Source organism: Butyrivibrio sp. YAB3001, assembly GCF_900112195.1.
Lineage (GTDB): Bacteria > Bacillota > Clostridia > Lachnospirales > Lachnospiraceae > Butyrivibrio.
This window is the reverse complement of record NZ_FOKR01000018.1, coordinates 79,729-95,727: the sequence shown is the minus strand read 5'-3', so window position 1 is coordinate 95,727 and position 15,999 is coordinate 79,729. Positions and strand designations below refer to the sequence as shown.

Annotated in this window: 16 protein-coding genes and 1 tRNA gene; 1 reads left to right on the top strand and 16 read right to left on the bottom strand. The window is 32.5% G+C overall.

The window, feature by feature from the left end:
• On the top strand, positions 1 to 549 hold a 549-nt coding region (locus tag BM086_RS16390; protein ID WP_141107718.1), incomplete at its 5' end, for an integrase core domain-containing protein.
• A gap of 635 nt (positions 550 to 1,184) precedes the next feature.
• Here BM086_RS16390 and BM086_RS16385 read toward each other — a convergent pair.
• The 16 genes from BM086_RS16385 to rpmH form a co-directional block, all read right to left on the bottom strand.
• Positions 1,185 to 1,997, bottom strand: coding sequence for a hypothetical protein (locus BM086_RS16385; protein WP_092329611.1), 813 nt, complete (start codon positions 1,995 to 1,997; stop codon positions 1,185 to 1,187).
• A gap of 250 nt (positions 1,998 to 2,247) precedes the next feature.
• Positions 2,248 to 2,319, bottom strand: a tRNA-Arg gene (locus BM086_RS16380).
• Positions 2,320 to 2,668: 349 nt separating this feature from the next.
• On the bottom strand, positions 2,669 to 3,376 hold the full coding sequence (gene deoD / locus BM086_RS16375; RefSeq protein WP_092329608.1) for a purine-nucleoside phosphorylase: 708 nt from the start codon (positions 3,374 to 3,376) through the stop codon (positions 2,669 to 2,671).
• A 26-nt stretch (positions 3,377 to 3,402) separates the two neighbouring features.
• Entirely contained in the window at positions 3,403 to 4,290 is an 888-nt protein-coding gene (locus tag BM086_RS16370) for a DUF3881 family protein (protein WP_092329605.1), read from the bottom strand.
• A 29-nt stretch (positions 4,291 to 4,319) separates the two neighbouring features.
• Positions 4,320 to 5,606: a serine--tRNA ligase gene (serS, locus tag BM086_RS16365; protein WP_092329602.1), complete on the bottom strand. Its 1,287-nt coding sequence runs from the start codon at positions 5,604 to 5,606 to the stop codon at positions 4,320 to 4,322.
• A 71-nt stretch (positions 5,607 to 5,677) separates the two neighbouring features.
• Positions 5,678 to 6,199, bottom strand: a complete 522-nt coding sequence (locus BM086_RS16360) for a DUF4446 family protein (RefSeq protein WP_092329599.1) — start codon at positions 6,197 to 6,199, stop codon at positions 5,678 to 5,680.
• Positions 6,200 to 6,312: 113 nt separating this feature from the next.
• Positions 6,313 to 7,206, bottom strand: a complete 894-nt coding sequence (locus BM086_RS16355) for a ParB/RepB/Spo0J family partition protein (RefSeq protein ID WP_092329594.1) — start codon at positions 7,204 to 7,206, stop codon at positions 6,313 to 6,315.
• A gap of 35 nt (positions 7,207 to 7,241) precedes the next feature.
• Complete coding sequence (locus BM086_RS16350; protein WP_092329589.1) at positions 7,242 to 8,006, bottom strand: ParA family protein; 765 nt, start codon at positions 8,004 to 8,006, stop codon at positions 7,242 to 7,244.
• 429 nt (positions 8,007 to 8,435) lie between these two features.
• Positions 8,436 to 9,173: a 16S rRNA (guanine(527)-N(7))-methyltransferase RsmG gene (gene rsmG / locus BM086_RS16345; protein ID WP_092329584.1), complete on the bottom strand. Its 738-nt coding sequence runs from the start codon at positions 9,171 to 9,173 to the stop codon at positions 8,436 to 8,438.
• The gene (mnmG, locus tag BM086_RS16340) at positions 9,163 to 11,088 is read right to left on the bottom strand and encodes a tRNA uridine-5-carboxymethylaminomethyl(34) synthesis enzyme MnmG (RefSeq protein WP_092329580.1); all 1,926 of its coding nucleotides are present in this window, start codon (positions 11,086 to 11,088) and stop codon (positions 9,163 to 9,165) included. The genes rsmG and mnmG overlap by 11 nt, the downstream gene beginning before the upstream one ends.
• Before the next feature lie 2 nt (positions 11,089 to 11,090).
• Positions 11,091 to 12,527 (bottom strand): tRNA uridine-5-carboxymethylaminomethyl(34) synthesis GTPase MnmE, encoded by a 1,437-nt coding sequence (gene mnmE / locus BM086_RS16335; protein WP_092329576.1) that lies wholly within the window; start codon positions 12,525 to 12,527, stop codon positions 11,091 to 11,093.
• 211 nt (positions 12,528 to 12,738) lie between these two features.
• Entirely contained in the window at positions 12,739 to 13,494 is a 756-nt protein-coding gene (gene jag / locus BM086_RS16330; protein ID WP_092329572.1) for an RNA-binding cell elongation regulator Jag/EloR, read from the bottom strand.
• A gap of 18 nt (positions 13,495 to 13,512) precedes the next feature.
• Positions 13,513 to 14,823 (bottom strand): YidC/Oxa1 family membrane protein insertase, encoded by a 1,311-nt coding sequence (locus BM086_RS16325; RefSeq protein ID WP_092329626.1) that lies wholly within the window; start codon positions 14,821 to 14,823, stop codon positions 13,513 to 13,515.
• Between the two features lie 19 nt (positions 14,824 to 14,842).
• A complete protein-coding gene (gene yidD, locus BM086_RS16320) occupies positions 14,843 to 15,052 on the bottom strand; it encodes a membrane protein insertion efficiency factor YidD (RefSeq protein ID WP_092329567.1) in 210 nt (69 codons plus the stop codon).
• Positions 15,052 to 15,402: a ribonuclease P protein component gene (rnpA, locus tag BM086_RS16315; protein ID WP_092329562.1), complete on the bottom strand. Its 351-nt coding sequence runs from the start codon at positions 15,400 to 15,402 to the stop codon at positions 15,052 to 15,054. The genes yidD and rnpA overlap by 1 nt, the downstream gene beginning before the upstream one ends.
• A gap of 54 nt (positions 15,403 to 15,456) precedes the next feature.
• The gene (gene rpmH, locus BM086_RS16310) at positions 15,457 to 15,591 is read right to left on the bottom strand and encodes a 50S ribosomal protein L34 (RefSeq protein WP_013282343.1); all 135 of its coding nucleotides are present in this window, start codon (positions 15,589 to 15,591) and stop codon (positions 15,457 to 15,459) included.
• Positions 15,592 to 15,999: the final 408 nt, after the last annotated feature.

Below are 15,999 nucleotides of genomic sequence, written 5' to 3'. Positions count from 1 at the left end.
ATTAAAAGCTATATCTGGCTCATAATTGATGCTGCATCCAGAGCCATCATTGGCTATCAGGTATCCGATAACAGAGGTGTTGGTCCGTGCATCCTCGCCATGAGAATGGCCTTAAAAGGTATCACTGAACTTCCCAAGAACTTTAAGTTTATAGCTGATGGTTACAGTGCCTATCCTTTAGCTGCACAGCAGTTTTTCCACGAGTTTGGAGAAAAGCTCAAGTTTGAAATCACTCAGGTAATCGGTCTCCAGAACGAAGACGAAGTATCCAAGGAATACCGTCCTTTCAAGCAGATGATTGAACGCCTTAACCGTACTTATAAAGCCTCATATCGCATCACTAATGGATTCGACAATTACGATGGCGCCAACTATGATCTGACTCTCTGGGTTGCGTATTATAACTTCCTGAGGCCGCATAAGCACAATGATTACAGGCCTCCAGTTGTAGATGAGATTCTGTCAAAGGCTGAAAACATGCCCGCTAGGTGGCAGCTGATGATCTACTTCGGTCAGAAGAAGATACTTGAACTTCAGGCTGCCAGCTGATTGTTCTTAGATTCTGAGCCCGAGGTATTAACCTAGCCACCGCTTTAGCGGCTTGCCCTTGATGGCACAAAAAATAACTGCTACACTGCTGCAAACGACGGAGAAAATCTGATTGTTCTTGAGTTCTTCGCCGTCGGTGATTAACCGTCAGCAGTTATTTTTTGTGCTGTCAAGGGTGGCGTCCGGCTACCTCAACCTATATATCTGCAATTTTCAAGGTTCATCTGAGCCTATTTTTTCTACTCAGTTTTTTCATAGATCATTTGACACTATCTATAATCTTATTCTATACCACTTATATTGGATACCTTGTTAACGTCATTGTTTAAAGTTTATTCCTACCACTACTTTTTAATTTTGTTGTAGTAGTTTTTTGTATCAGCGCTTTTACAATTATTATGATATCAGTGGTAATCTTATAATCATATAGAGAGAATCGTTATAATTAAACTATACATTCTTGTATATAAAACCAAAGAATGCATAATATCTTGAATTATTCATTTAAGATATCACACCAACTAGCTGATAAAAGTAGACTTTCCTCGAAAGGCTCATTTGTATCTGAATCTTATTTTCATGAAACCAATAGTATATGTGTGTTTTGTAATTTCATTATGAATATCTACAAGTACTTACCTGTCATATTTTCTTACAAATTCATACACCTTCTCTGACCACTCCCATATGTCTTTTGTGTCATTCTTAAGAAAAGATACTTTAGAAGAAAGATTACTTGGAATATGCGATTCTAACAGTTCTCTATAATCAGCCGGTACTACAATCCTAAGTACATAGTCTTTCAATACTACTTCGTTTTTGACCTTAAGTGGCAAAACTCCTTCAAAAACTGCATCAGGATGAGAAGCAAGATCTTTATATCTAAAAAAGAAGCGAACTCCTGGAGTGAAATCTGTACTAAGATCCTTTTCATCTGGAAATCTCCCTAATTTTCTTTCCATCACAAGCCTGTCTCCGGCCTGACAATTTCCCCATGCAAACATTATGTAATCAAAATAATCTTCTGGATCATTAGCAGCATTCCTCTTCTCTTCACGAAGCTCTCTTGCTGACATTTTTCTGGCGCGCACCGGTGAAAGAAGTCGTCCACATTCAATTATTTTGATAGCATTTTCTATAGACGATGTGTGACATACAAGTTCAGTTAAACACCCTTTATACTTCGGACAAGCAGTACACTCTGTTATTATTTCGGGCGGAGATACCCGATATCCACTTTCATATTTTGCTCTATATATATTTATTTTACTAAGTATGTCCTCTGAAGCTTCTATATCACATTCTCTACCATTACTTTTTTCATAGTTCTCAAAGTCAAGAGCAGACTGTATTTCCCATTCTGTAATTGTCGGATAATCAGAAAGTTTTTTATAAAAAACGCCATCCCAGCATTCTGAGTATTCAAATTCTCCGATTTTAATCTGCATAATACAACATTCTCCAACTCAATGCTCGCCTGCAACTCATTATCATGCACTATTCCATCTTCATTTTAAAATATTCTACAAAAGAATTTGTCAGTAAATAGTGCTGCTGCGATAAAGTCTTTACCAACATGTATGATGTATTGTTTTTACCTTTAAAGACGATAAATGCTTTCTTTATAGCCATGCCTTTAAGGCAATGTCAATTAATTATGGATAGAAAAAAAAGAAGTCTGTTAAAAGACTTCTTAGATGTTCCCGACGGGAATCGAACCCATAGCTAGCGCTTAGGAGGCGCTTGTTTTATCCGTTAAACTACGAGAACCAATTAGAATGTATTTCTGTGTTAACAACGTAACAAATAGTATATTAACACATGCATACCTCCAAATCAAGAATTACTAGCAAGCTGACTTGGCGATTTTTAATCAAATTATTTCTGATAATTATTATATGCAAGGAAATCGAATAAGTTATAACTGTCGACTTCGATTGAGATGTATATTATATATTATATTTTGTTATTTTATTATCAAATTAACATTATTTATTACAATTTTAAAGTTGGTTTTATATTACAATTTATTCATGGAATTGTTAAAAAGTATTATAAATACAATTTACCAATTCCATGAATTATTACATATTACTTCTTATATGTATCTTTTGAATAATTATAGCTGGATTGCAGTTTTAAGCGCAATCTCCATCATATCAGTAAAACTTGTCTGTCTTTCAGCTGCTGACAGTTCTTCTGATTTATATAGATGGTCTGATACAGTAAGTATAGTTAATGCATTCTTTCCTGCTTCTGCAGCGTTCATGTATAAAGCTACTGTTTCCATCTCAACTGCAAGAGTTCCTAGTTTTCTATAACGATCACCCTCATCACACTTCTTATAAAAAGCATCAGAAGCTAATACATTTCCTACATGGAATCTTACTTTCTTTTCTCTTGCAATGTTTACTGCTTTTTCGAGAATATCATATGTTGCTGTTGGACAGAATGTTCCCGGAAGTCCAAACTGGAATCCATAATTGGAATCTGTATGTGCTCCAATTGCGAAAATAATATCTCGCACATTTACATAATCCTGCATTCCACCTGCGCTACCAACTCTGATAATATTATCAACATCATAAAAATTGAACAGTTCATAGGTATAGATGCCAATTGATGGGATACCCATTCCATGTCCCATTACAGATACTTCTTTACCTTCATACTTTCCGGTAAATCCGAGCATTCCTCTTACTTCATTAAAGCATTTTACATCTGTAAGAAAGTTTTCTGCGATAAATTTTGCTCTTAATGGATCTCCTGGCATCAGTACGGTCTTTGCTATGTCACCTTTCTCTGCACTATTGTGTGGTGTTGCCATATCTATCTCCTTTCTCATTTTTATTCCTACTTTGAATGAGGAAAATTAATTTTTCCCTGCATCCAAATATTTCCTTTAAATCTTCTACCAATTGCTGGTTCTCCAAGAAGATCTGCCTCATTAATGCAAAGATCAAATTGTAGATCATTACAATTTATCCGCATTATGTAAACACCTTCCTGTGTAATCTTATTTATTACTTTTCGTGTTTCGATTATCTCACCAAGTACTGAATAGTGATCACATTCCACACCATAAGGCATAAAATAAGTATCCACCAGACTATATACATCATGCTTTCTGATTTTTTTTGAAATAGATGTATAAAGATCCATATCATCCAATGTCAGTGATTCTATTGCTGTTTCATCTCCTCTTCTGGCATTATTGATAAGCTTATTTCTATAATCTGTCTTTTTTCTGGCTACTTCTTTTTCCTCTTCAGTCTTGGCTATCGGCATCATTATCTGACCTTTAGTAGAAAGTGCCGAAAGACTTAATGTGGTTCCTCGAATAGGAAATTTATTCTCGTTCTCATACTTTATATATGGAATCATATTCTGAAGATAAAAAATCAGTGTCACTCCTACTCTTGTCTCATTGCATATTCCGGCATAGGATACGTGCGCTGCATGCCTTTCAACATTAATATCTTCTTCAGTACTAATGGCAGATGGAGTCAGATAAGGATAATAATATTCAAAAATGAATTTATCCTCCTCATCAAACTCACCACAAATTACAATTCCAATATCATCGGCAAAATCTTTTATGAACTCTGCAATCATTCCATCTTCAGCTGTAGTTGCATAATTCCTGCTATTTGCATTATGTATGCTGTATGTAATAAGTTTTGTTAATTCTTTTCTATCTTTTAATTTTGAAAAGCCAACTGCTCTTAAGAATTTATGCAAATAGATTTCACCTCTTTTCAAAATAGTATTTATTTTACTGGGGTAAGGACTTCTTTTCCTCCCATGTAAGGACGAAGAACTTCAGGAATGCGAACACTTCCGTCTGCCTGAAGATTATTTTCCAAAAATGCAATAAGCATTCTTGGTGGAGCTACTACTGTATTATTTAAAGTATGAGCAAGATAGTTGCCATCTTTACCTTTGATTCTTATCTTAAGTCTTCTTGCCTGTGCATCTCCAAGGTTAGAGCAGCTACCTACTTCAAAGTATTTCTTCTGTCTTGGTGACCATGCTTCAACATCACATGACTTGCACTTAAGATCAGCAAGATCTCCTGAACAGCATTCCAAAGTACGTACAGGAATATCCATTGATCTAAAAAGATCAACAGTATTTTTCCAAAGCTTATCATACCAAACCTTTGACTCTTCAGGTTTACATATTACAACCATCTCCTGCTTTTCGAACTGGTGTATTCTATAAACACCTCTCTCTTCAATACCATGAGCGCCTTTTTCTTTTCTGAAACATGGTGAATAACTTGTAAGAGCTTTTGGCATTTCTTCTTCAGGAATGATCTGATCAATAAATTTACCAATCATAGAATGCTCACTTGTTCCGATAAGATACAAGTCTTCGCCTTCAATTTTATACATCATCGCTTCCATTTCAGGGAAACTCATAACACCGGCTACAACATTTCCATGAATCATAAATGGTGGAACGCAATATGTAAATCCTCTATCAATCATGAAATCACGTGCATAAGAAATAACTGCAGAATGTAATCTTGCAATATCACCCATAAGATAATAGAAACCATTTCCTGCTACTCTTCTTGCAGCATCAAGGTCAATACCATTGAACGATTCCATAATATCTGTATGATAAGGAATTTCAAAATCAGGAACGACAGGTTCACCAAACTTTTCTATCTCTACATTCTGAGAATCATCCTTTCCAATCGGAACAGATTCATCAATAATCTGAGGGATGATCATCATTTTATTTGTTACTTCTTCATCAAGTTTCTTCTGGTTTTCTTCTAACTCTTCAAGTCGTTTTGCTTCTTTAGCAACTTCGTCCTTAAGAGCCATAGCCTCATCTTTTTTGCCCTGAGCCATCAGTCCGCCAATTTCTTTTGAAATCTTATTCTTGTGTGCTCGGATTTCATCTGCTTCCTGTTGGTTTGTTCTTCTCTGTTCATCCAACTTTATTACTTCATCTACAAGAGGAAGTTTTTCATCCTGGAATTTTTTCTTAATGTTTTCTCTTACTACATCAGGATTTTCTCTTAAAAATTTAATATCGATCATTTTTGATCTCCTCCAATAATATATTTTCTATCAGAATAAAACTGATAATTATACTTTACTAATTTTTGGTATTATCTATTCACACTTGCAATTGCTTTTTCTAATGCTCTCTTTTCATCACTACTCAATTCCACATCAGATATACCTGCGTTTATTTCTTTAGAATAAGAATAGTTCATTCCATCTGAATTATGAACTGAATTCAAAAGGAATCCATTATCATTCTCGTCAAGCATACAAATTGCAAAACTAAGTTTTCCGCCATTTTGGTTAAAGGCATCATATTTTTCCAAACCAATTTTCTGAAAAGAATTTGTAAGACGTTTGTTTATATCAATTATGTCTTTTCTATTTTTTTCATTTTCTGATCTGATAATTCGATTGTCATGAAAAAGACCTGCTATCTCATCTTCCAAAGAAGATGCATCTTTTCCTGTCATGAATTTCTCATATTTCTTTTCAAGCTTCTTTATCCTGTTTGCTTGAAGTACTAATAAAACAAAAGCTATGACAATTATAATCAGCATAACCATAAAGATTATCGCAGGATCAATTCCAGATAATCCTATCATACTAAAAATGTTGCTGCTCATTATCTACTCCCCTAAAACAAATCTTATTCAAATATCTTTTTTCATTTCATACTTTGTATCTAATACTAATATTTCATATACATACATTTACTAAAAATTTAGTGCAATAATTGTTACTCCTGACAAATTCTAGCAATGATTTTTTCTAAGTCATCATTATTGTAGAATTCGATTTCTATTTTACCGGCACCTTCTCCCTTTGATGAAATTTCAACCTTTGTGCCAAGAGCCTGTTTGCATTTCTCTGCGACATCTGAATATACTGCTTCTATACTCGCATTATTTTTTTGTATTTTCTTTTTATTACTCTTTCCTAGATTCTTAACAAGTTTTTCTGTTTCTCTAACACTTAATTTTTTATCAAATACTTCCTGAGCAATGTTATATTGTTCCTCAGGATCTTCGATTGAGATAAGTGCTCTTGCATGACCTGTTGAGATTAAACCATCGATAACCATCTGTCTGACTTTTTCACAAAGTTTCAAAAGTCGTAATGAGTTTGTAATGTACACTCTACTCTTTGATACTTTCTCAGCAACCTGATCTTGTGTGTAATCATAATCATCTATCAATTTTTTGTAGGCAAGAGCTTCTTCAATAGCATTAATATCTTCTCTTTGTGTGTTATCAATAATAGCTATTTCAGCGCATTCTCTTTCACTAAGATCTTTGATTATAACAGGTATTTCTTTAAGTTCTGCTTTTTTTGCTGCACGCCATCTTCTTTCACCTGCAACTATTTCATAATGGTCTTTCTTATCAACTACTATAAGTGGATTAACTATGCCGAACTGCTTTATAGAATCTGCAAGTTCAAGAAGAGCATCCTCGTCAAATGTCTGTCTTGGCTGATTTCTATTCGGTTCAACTTTAGTAATATTTACATTTACTATTTGACCATCAATATGATTCTCTTCGATTTTTGTTTCTTTCTGCACTGTTACTTTTGCAGGAATAATAGAGTCTAATCCTTTTCCAAGACCCCTTTTTACATTTTTTGCTGCCATTGTTCCTCCATTTTAATTATTGGATTTTATATTTTTTAGAATTTTCTTGCTATAACTTCCTCAGCAAGTAATCTATATGCTTCTGCTCCAGCTGATTTTGGTTCGTAAATATTTATTGGTAATCCATAACTTGGTGCTTCTGCCAATCTTATATTTCTTGGAATTATTGTTTTATATACATTTTCCTGTATATGCTCTTTTACATTTTCAACAACTTGAAGTGAAAGATTTGTTCTTGAATCAAACATTGTAAATACAACGCCTTCCATCTCAAGGTCCGGATTCAATCTATCTTTTACCAAATTTACTGTGTGTACTAATTGGCTTAATCCTTCTAAGGCATAATACTCACATTGTATTGGAACTAAAACTGTATTTGCTGATGTCATTGCATTTACTGTCAGCATACTTAATGAAGGAGGACAATCTATGATTATAAAATCATATTTATCCTTTACTTTACTAAGAGCGTTTTTTAATATGTATTCCTTTTGCTCTGCATCTATTAATTCAATTTCTACTGCAGCCAGATTTACGTTTGAAGGAATAATATCTAATCTATCTGTGACATTTTTTACTATTGCTTCTTGTATTGTACATTCACCAATCATTAATTCATATATTGTATTTTCCAGTTCGTTTTTATCTAAGCCTAATCCACTTGTAGTATTTCCCTGGGGATCTGTATCAATAACCAATACTCTTTTTCCTTTTTCAGCCAATGAAGCTGATAAGTTAATAGATGTTGTTGTCTTACCTACTCCACCCTTTTGGTTTGCAATTGCTATTACTCTACCCATTTTTCCTCCACACAATAATAATTCCGCTAGTGGAATTATTACTTTTAATAGCCAGATAATACTTTTGTAAAAAACTATTATTTGTAATACTGCCATAGCGGAGTTCATTTTATATTATAGATTAGTTTGATTCCTACAGTATAAAAATCACTAATATGATTTTAGCACAATTTTATTATTCAGATTATATTATTTTATATTTTATTTTATTTTTCTAATAATATAACAGTTTTTTCTATATATTGTGTTTGTAATTGTAACGTTTTACTATACAATTTTATTCGTTTTTGAATGTTTCACAAAGCAATTACTATATTTAGTATCATAATGTTTCACGTGAAACAATTTTTAGTATTACAATTGTGTCTAAATTGAATGTTTCACGTGAAACATTTATAAATAAAATATTAACACCACAATATCTATTATTTATAGTGGTTGCTTAGAAGGAACACCTGCTTTACGTGGATATTTTTTAGAGGTCTTTTCAACCTTGTCTACTATACATATAGTTCTTTTAATATCTGTATCTGGTAAAACAAAATCATTAATTGAATTTATCTTACCACCTAGTAAATGTATAGCACCTTTTGCATTTAAAAGTTCATCAGATAATTTATCACTTTTATATGCAATAAACTTACCATTAACCTTAACATAAGGCAGGCAATACTCAGACAAAGTAGACATATTAGCAACAGCCCTTGATATTGCTATATCATATTTTTCTCTTAATGAATCTGGTGAAGTTGAAGCAAAGTCCTCTGCTCTACCATGAAGAGTTTTTATACTTCCACATTCATTTAGATTAAGAGTAGTAATAACTTCATCTAAAAACTTTAATCTTTTATTTAAAGAATCAAATAAAGTAACATGTAAATTAGGAAATACAATTTTTAAAGGAATACCTGGAAAACCTGCTCCAGTACCTATATCAATAACTGAATATTCTTGATCTTTAAAATCAAAAAACTGACAAGATGAAATACTATCAACAAAATGCAATTTACAAATTTCATCAAAATCTGTTATTGCAGTTAAGTTCATAACTTCATTCCATTTAATAAGTAATTCATAATACTTATTAAACTGTTCAATCTGATAATCACTAAGAGTAATTCCATATAAATTAAAGTCTTCAATCATTCTGGCATATTTAGTCTTCATGTTTATTTCCTCTATATACAGAATCAAGATAAATAATAAGAACAGAAACATCTGCAGGATTAACACCACCAATTCTTGAAGCCTGTCCAATATTCACAGGCATAAATTTCTTAAGTTTCTGTCTTGCCTCAAGTCTCAAGCTTGATACATCATCATAGTTTATATCTGCAGGAATCTTTTTATGTTCAAGTTTTTTAAACTGCTCAACCTGTCTTTCCTGTCTATTAATATATCCCTCATAACGAATTGATATTTCAACTTGTTCTATAACATCATTGGATAACTCTGGTCGATTAGAATCAATATCCCTTAATGTTTCATATGAAAATTCAGGACGACATATAAGTTCAGCTAATGAAGTAGCAGTCTTCAAAGGAGAACTTCCATGTTCTTCCATAAACTTCTGTATATCTTTATTAGCACCAACTACAGTTGATTTTAAACGATCAATTTCTTTTTTAATCTGTTCTATTTTTGTAACAAGCTTGTCATACTTTTCATCTGATATCAGACCAACATCATGTCCTTTAGAACGTAATCTTATATCAGCATTATCCTGACGAAGTAACAATCTATATTCAGCTCTAGAGGTCATCATTCTATAAGGTTCTAGGTTTTCTTTTGTTACAAGATCATCTACAAGAACACCAATATAACCTTCTGACCTGTCAATATATAATTCAGGCTTATTTAGTATTTGCATAGATGCATTTATACCTGCATATAACCCCTGTGCAGCAGCTTCTTCATAACCACTACTACCATTGAATTGTCCTGCACTAAATAATCCATGGATATTTTTAATTTCAAGTGTTGGCTTAAGCTGACCTGAACATAAACAATCATATTCAATAGCATATGCATTTTTTACAATTCTTGAATTTTCAAGACCAGGTACAGAACGATACATTGCAATCTGAACATCTTCAGGTAATGATGAAGACATACCATCTATATACATCTCATTTGTAAATGTTCCTTCAGGCTCAACAAAAACCTGATGTCTATCATGATCAGGAAATTTAACAACTTTATCTTCTATTGAAGGACAATATCTCGGACCAACACCTTCAATAATTCCGGCATAAATAGGTGATCTATCAATATTATCTCTAATTATCTGATGAGTCTTTTCATTAGTATATGTAAGCCAGCATGAAACCTGAGGTTTTTGAACATCTTTAGGATTAGTATCAAAAGAAAATGGAATAACAGGATCATCACCAAACTGTTCCGACATCTTAGAAAAATCTATTGTATTTCCATCGATTCTTGCAGGGGTTCCTGTTTTAAATCTTCGAAGTTCAATACCGGCTTTTAATAAAGATTCAGATAAATAGTTAGAAGGAAGCAGTCCATTAGGCCCACTATAAGTAATAGCTTCTCCTGTTAAACATCTACTTTTAAGATATGTTCCAGTGCATAGTATAACTGCCTTAGCCTCATATATAATACCTGAAAAAATTTTTACACCAGTAACCTTTTTCTTATAATGACTATTACTACTATCTTCTATTTCATCAAATAATATTTCAGTAACTTCGGCCTGTTTTATAAAAAGATGCTTTTGTGATTCCAAAACTTTTTTCATAGCCTTGGAATATTCCATCTTATCTGCCTGACATCTAAGTGAGTGAACAGCAGGGCCTTTTGAAGTGTTAAGCATTTTAGATTGTAAAAATGTCTTATCAATAACTTTTCCCATTTCACCACCTAAGGCATCAATCTCTCTAACAAGATGCCCTTTAGATGATCCACCGATATGAGGATTACAAGGCATAAATGCGATATTGTCAGCACTCATAGTAAAAACAACAGTTTCAAGACCAAGTCTTGCACAAGCTAAAGCTGCTTCACATCCTGCATGTCCAGCACCAATTACTGCAACATCAAATTTTTCTCTAATATCTACCATTATTATTTACCCATACAAAATTTAGAGAAAATCTCATTAGCAAGATCATCTCCAATTTCTTCTCCTATTATTTCTCCAAGTGCTTCATATGCACCGGTTAAATCAACTGTATAAAAATCTTCAGACAATCCTAATTCGATACTTTCCAAAACCTTGTCTAAAGAATTCTTTGCTTCAACTAACAGATTCTTGTGTCTTAAACTTGTAATATACAATTCATGCTTTGGAACAATATGACCATTAAGAAAAAGATCACTTACTGCTTTTTTTAATTGTTCAATACCGTTTCCATTGATCATTGATGTCTTAATAATAGGTAAAACATCATATTCATAATCTGAAAACAGCACGCGAATAATATCATCTGTTATTTTAATATTATCAGACAAATCATCTTTATTTAAAATGACTACAGTTTTCTTATCGTTACACAATGAGATAATATCTTTATCTTCGTTATCAATTTCAGAAGTCGAATCTAGTATATAAAGAACAAGATCAGCTTCTTTAACTTTTTCTTTTGCTTTATCAACGCCAATTTTTTCAATAATATCATCAGTATTACGGATACCAGCAGTATCTATGACATGAAGAACAATATCACCGAGCCTGACAGTTTCTTCAATTATATCTCTTGTAGTACCTGCAATATCAGTTACTATAGCACGTTCATCTCCGGTAAGAACATTTAATAATGACGACTTACCGGCATTTGGTTTACCAACAATTACTGTTTTGATTCCATCTTTCCTGATTTTTCCTTCATCAGAAGAATCAATTAATTTTGAAATATCACTTATTAAAGAAGAAACTATACTTTTAAGTTTTTCAGAATAACCATCAAGATCATAGTTCTCAGGATCATCAATAGCAGATTCTATAAATGCCATCTGATATATAATATCTTTTCTAAAACCTTTAATTTTATCAGATATTTTTCCCTGTAGCTGCGATTTTGAATTTTCTAGAGCAAACTGATTTTGAGCACTTATGATATCCATAACAGCTTCTGCCTGAGTAAGATCAATTCTACCATTTAAAAAAGCTCTTTTTGTAAATTCACCAGGCTCAGCTAACCTACAACCATTATCTAAAAGAAGATTTAAAATCTGATTCATTACAATCATTCCACCATGAGAATTGATTTCGATGACATCTTCTCTTGTATAACTATGTGGAGCTTTCATATAAGAAATCATAACTTCATCAATTATTTGTTCATCTTCTACTCTACTCTCATCACAAATAAAACCATAAACAATTGTGTTGGGGGAATGCGAAAAAAGATTATGTTCTTTTTTAGAAGAAACATATATTTTGTTACATATTTCAAGAGCGTTTTTTCCACTTACCCTGATAATACCAATACCTGCATCTGACATTGCAGTAGCAATAGCACATATCGTATCATTACTAAAATTATTTAAAACTGAACCCATAAATAATCCTTTTTTAATTTATAAAAATATAATTTTGCTTTTACATAATACTATACAATTTCATATTATAAAATGAATTATCTTTTAAAAATGAATTAAAATGAAATATAAAAAATATAATAAAGAAAAACAAGAATCTGCAAACAATAATTTCAAAACTGAAATAAGCAGATTCTTGCCTTCTAAAAATATTGGTAAAACCCAATAATTATTATTTTTTAAGAGTAACTACAACTCTTCTAAATGGCTCATCACCTTCACTGTGAGTTGTAACATATCTGTCATTCTGAAGAGCTGAATGAATTATTCTTCTCTCATATGGATTCATTGGCTCTAAAGCAACAGACTGTCTTGTTTTTCTTACTTTATATGAAATATTCTTAGCAAGATTTTCAAGAGTAGCTTTTCTTCTCTCTCTATAATTTTCAGTATCTACTTTAACATGTATATAGTTTTCAGAATCCCTGTTAACTACTAGAGAAATAAGATACTGTAATGAATCAAGAGTCTGACCTCTCTTACCGATAAGAACTCCCATCTCAGCTCCACTAAGTTCTACATCCAGTATATTATCATTTGAATTAAACTTAGTATTTACTGAAACTTCCATATTCATAGCGCCAAAAACATCTTTAAGAAAATCATTAGCTCTTTCAACAAATACGTTTCCATCAACAACATTTGATTCAGCTTTTGTTGTGACAACTGATTCAGTTGTCTTTTTTTCAACTTTAATGTCACTGGAAGCAAAAGTATTTGAAGAAGTATTATCTACAGTATTCTTCTCAACAGCATCTTCCTTCACTCTGGCTTTAATTACAGCAGGCTTAGAATTAATTCCAAGAAAGCCTGTAGATCCGTTAGAAATAACCTCATATTCAAGTCTGTCACTTGTTACCATAAAATCTTCACAAGCTTCAGTTATTGCTTCATCAACATTTTTTGCTGTAAATTCCTTAAAGTCCATTACAACCTCCCCATAAAATCATTCTTTATTGATATTCTCGTTGAAATCTTTTACCATATTAGCTTTTGCTAAAAGAGAATCTTTTCTTATGTTATTCTTCTCATAAAATTCTCTTGACTTAGCTACCTTCTTATCAACATCAACATCTTTAACTGTTGTGTTCTTGGCAGCACTACTAATACTTCTTGTAGACATATTAGCGTACATATTCATCTGAGGAGAAGTTTTCATTTTCTCCATTTTCTTTTTATACTTCTCTGTATTCTTAGCAATTTCAGCATCAATATCTGTTTTATCAATGTGTTTATTGATAAGAATCTGAAGAATAGATCTGATAACAGCACCAATAATCCAGTAAATACCCATACCTGCAGGAAGACTCAAAGCAAAAAATGCAGACATAAGTGGCATCATTATACTCATAGTCTTCATAGACTGCTGCATCTGAGCAGAAGGATCATTAGGATCAATCTTTGCATTAGGATCAGTAGTCTGAGGCATCAGCTTAGTGTTAACCCACTGAGTAAATGCAGCAAGGAAAGGAACCATTATGCCGCCTAATAAAAGAAGAAACTTCTTATCTGTAAAAGCGGTCTGGATCATATACATAGGACTATCACCTATGTTCATACCAAGGAAGTTATTAAATCTGCTCAAAGCAGCATAAGTCTGATCTATTGAAGAAGAGAGATCAGTAAATTTATCAGAAAGACTTGTCCAATCAGCTGTTGAAGCTTTATTGAGAACATCGATATATGTATTCTCAATATACTGAACATTTCCTGATGTAAAAAGCTCATTTGAAAACTGCTTGGAATAAGCTGCAGCACTCTTAAGTCCCTGAACAAATTCAGCAGCTCCTGAAGTAGAACGAAGTTGTTCAACTAAAGGATAAAAAGCATTTCTTACAATAGTAACATATGCAGGCATAGAGTAAATTACCCTGTAAAGAGCAACTAAAATAGGCATCTGGATCAAAAGCTGTAAACAGCTACCTGTCTGTGAAACACCATACTTTGCATATAATTCTTTAGTTTCTGCCTGCATGGCAAGCATTGAATCGTTATCTTTTTTTCCTTTATATTTCTCCTGAATAGCTTTAAGTTCAGGACTCATTTTAGCCTGAAGCTTGGAGAATTTCTGCTGCTTGTAAGTTAAAGGAAGAAGACAAAGATTTATTACTGTTGTGAAAATAATAATTGCAAGACCAATATTAGGTAATCCGATTGCATTTAATGCATTAAAAATGCCATTCATCAAATGACCTAAAACCCAAGCTACTGGACCAACAATCTTACCCTGATACTGGGTCAACAAAACTCCTAACAAATTAACCTCCTCTGAAAATTCACGGAACAGGATCATAGCCACCGCTTGAGAATGGATTACATCTAAGAATTCTCCAAGCTGCTAATAATGAACCTTTTATTGCTCCGTACTTTTCTATAGCTTCTAGTCCATACTCAGAACAAGTTGGAATATATGGACATTTTGTTCTTTTTAATGGAGATAAATACTTTCTATAAAATTTAATTAAAAAGATAAGTATTTTTTTCATTAACTTATACCGCCATTTTTTATTATGCGGGCCTTACCAGCCAGGCTAATAAGAGACTCTTCTATATCAAAAAAACTTGCATCTCTTGCACAGGCTCTGGCTACGATTACTACATTCAAACCACTATTAAATGCATTTTCATGTAATCGATATGATTCTCGAACAAGTCTTGAAAATCTGTGCCTTACAACACTGTTCCCTATTTTCTTACTACATGATATCCCAATTTTATTATTAGAACCGCCATTTTCCCACACATATAAAACTATAAACTTATTAGCATAACTTTTGCCGTTCTGATAAACATTGCGAAAATCACTTGTTTTCTTTAATGATTCCGAAAAAAGCATATCATTTCCTTTTTAATACTAGTAAAAAAGGCCACATTAACTGCGGCCTTTAAATCATGCTGATAATCTCTTTCTTCCCTTTGCTCTTCTAGCAGCAAGTACTTTTCTACCACCCTTAGTAGCCATTCTTGCTCTGAAGCCGTGTACTCTGGCTCTCTGAAGCTTATGAGGCTGGAATGTCATTTTCATTATGGAAACACCTCCTTTTTTAAACTATAAATCAAAATTTAAAGTAGATAATCATTTTTTAATGATCATTGATTGCATCCATGTGTGGAAAAAATCTTTATAATTATAATAAATAAAAACGCAGCAGTCAAGCCATAAAACGCCATAAAATCAAAAATAAAATACATAATTTTTTTCAAAAAATTGATAACAATATGTTGTATTTTAAAAAGTTTTCCACAGCAAAATGTTGATTTTGTGGATAATATGTTGATTAATCACATATACCTGATTTTATCCACATTAATTTAAAAATTTGTGGATAACAAAGTTTATTATTAGTTTATAACTTTTACAAAGTCCAGTATTTATGCGAATTATAACGGTAGATAGTTTAAAGTGGATAAATACACACTTATCCACAATGAC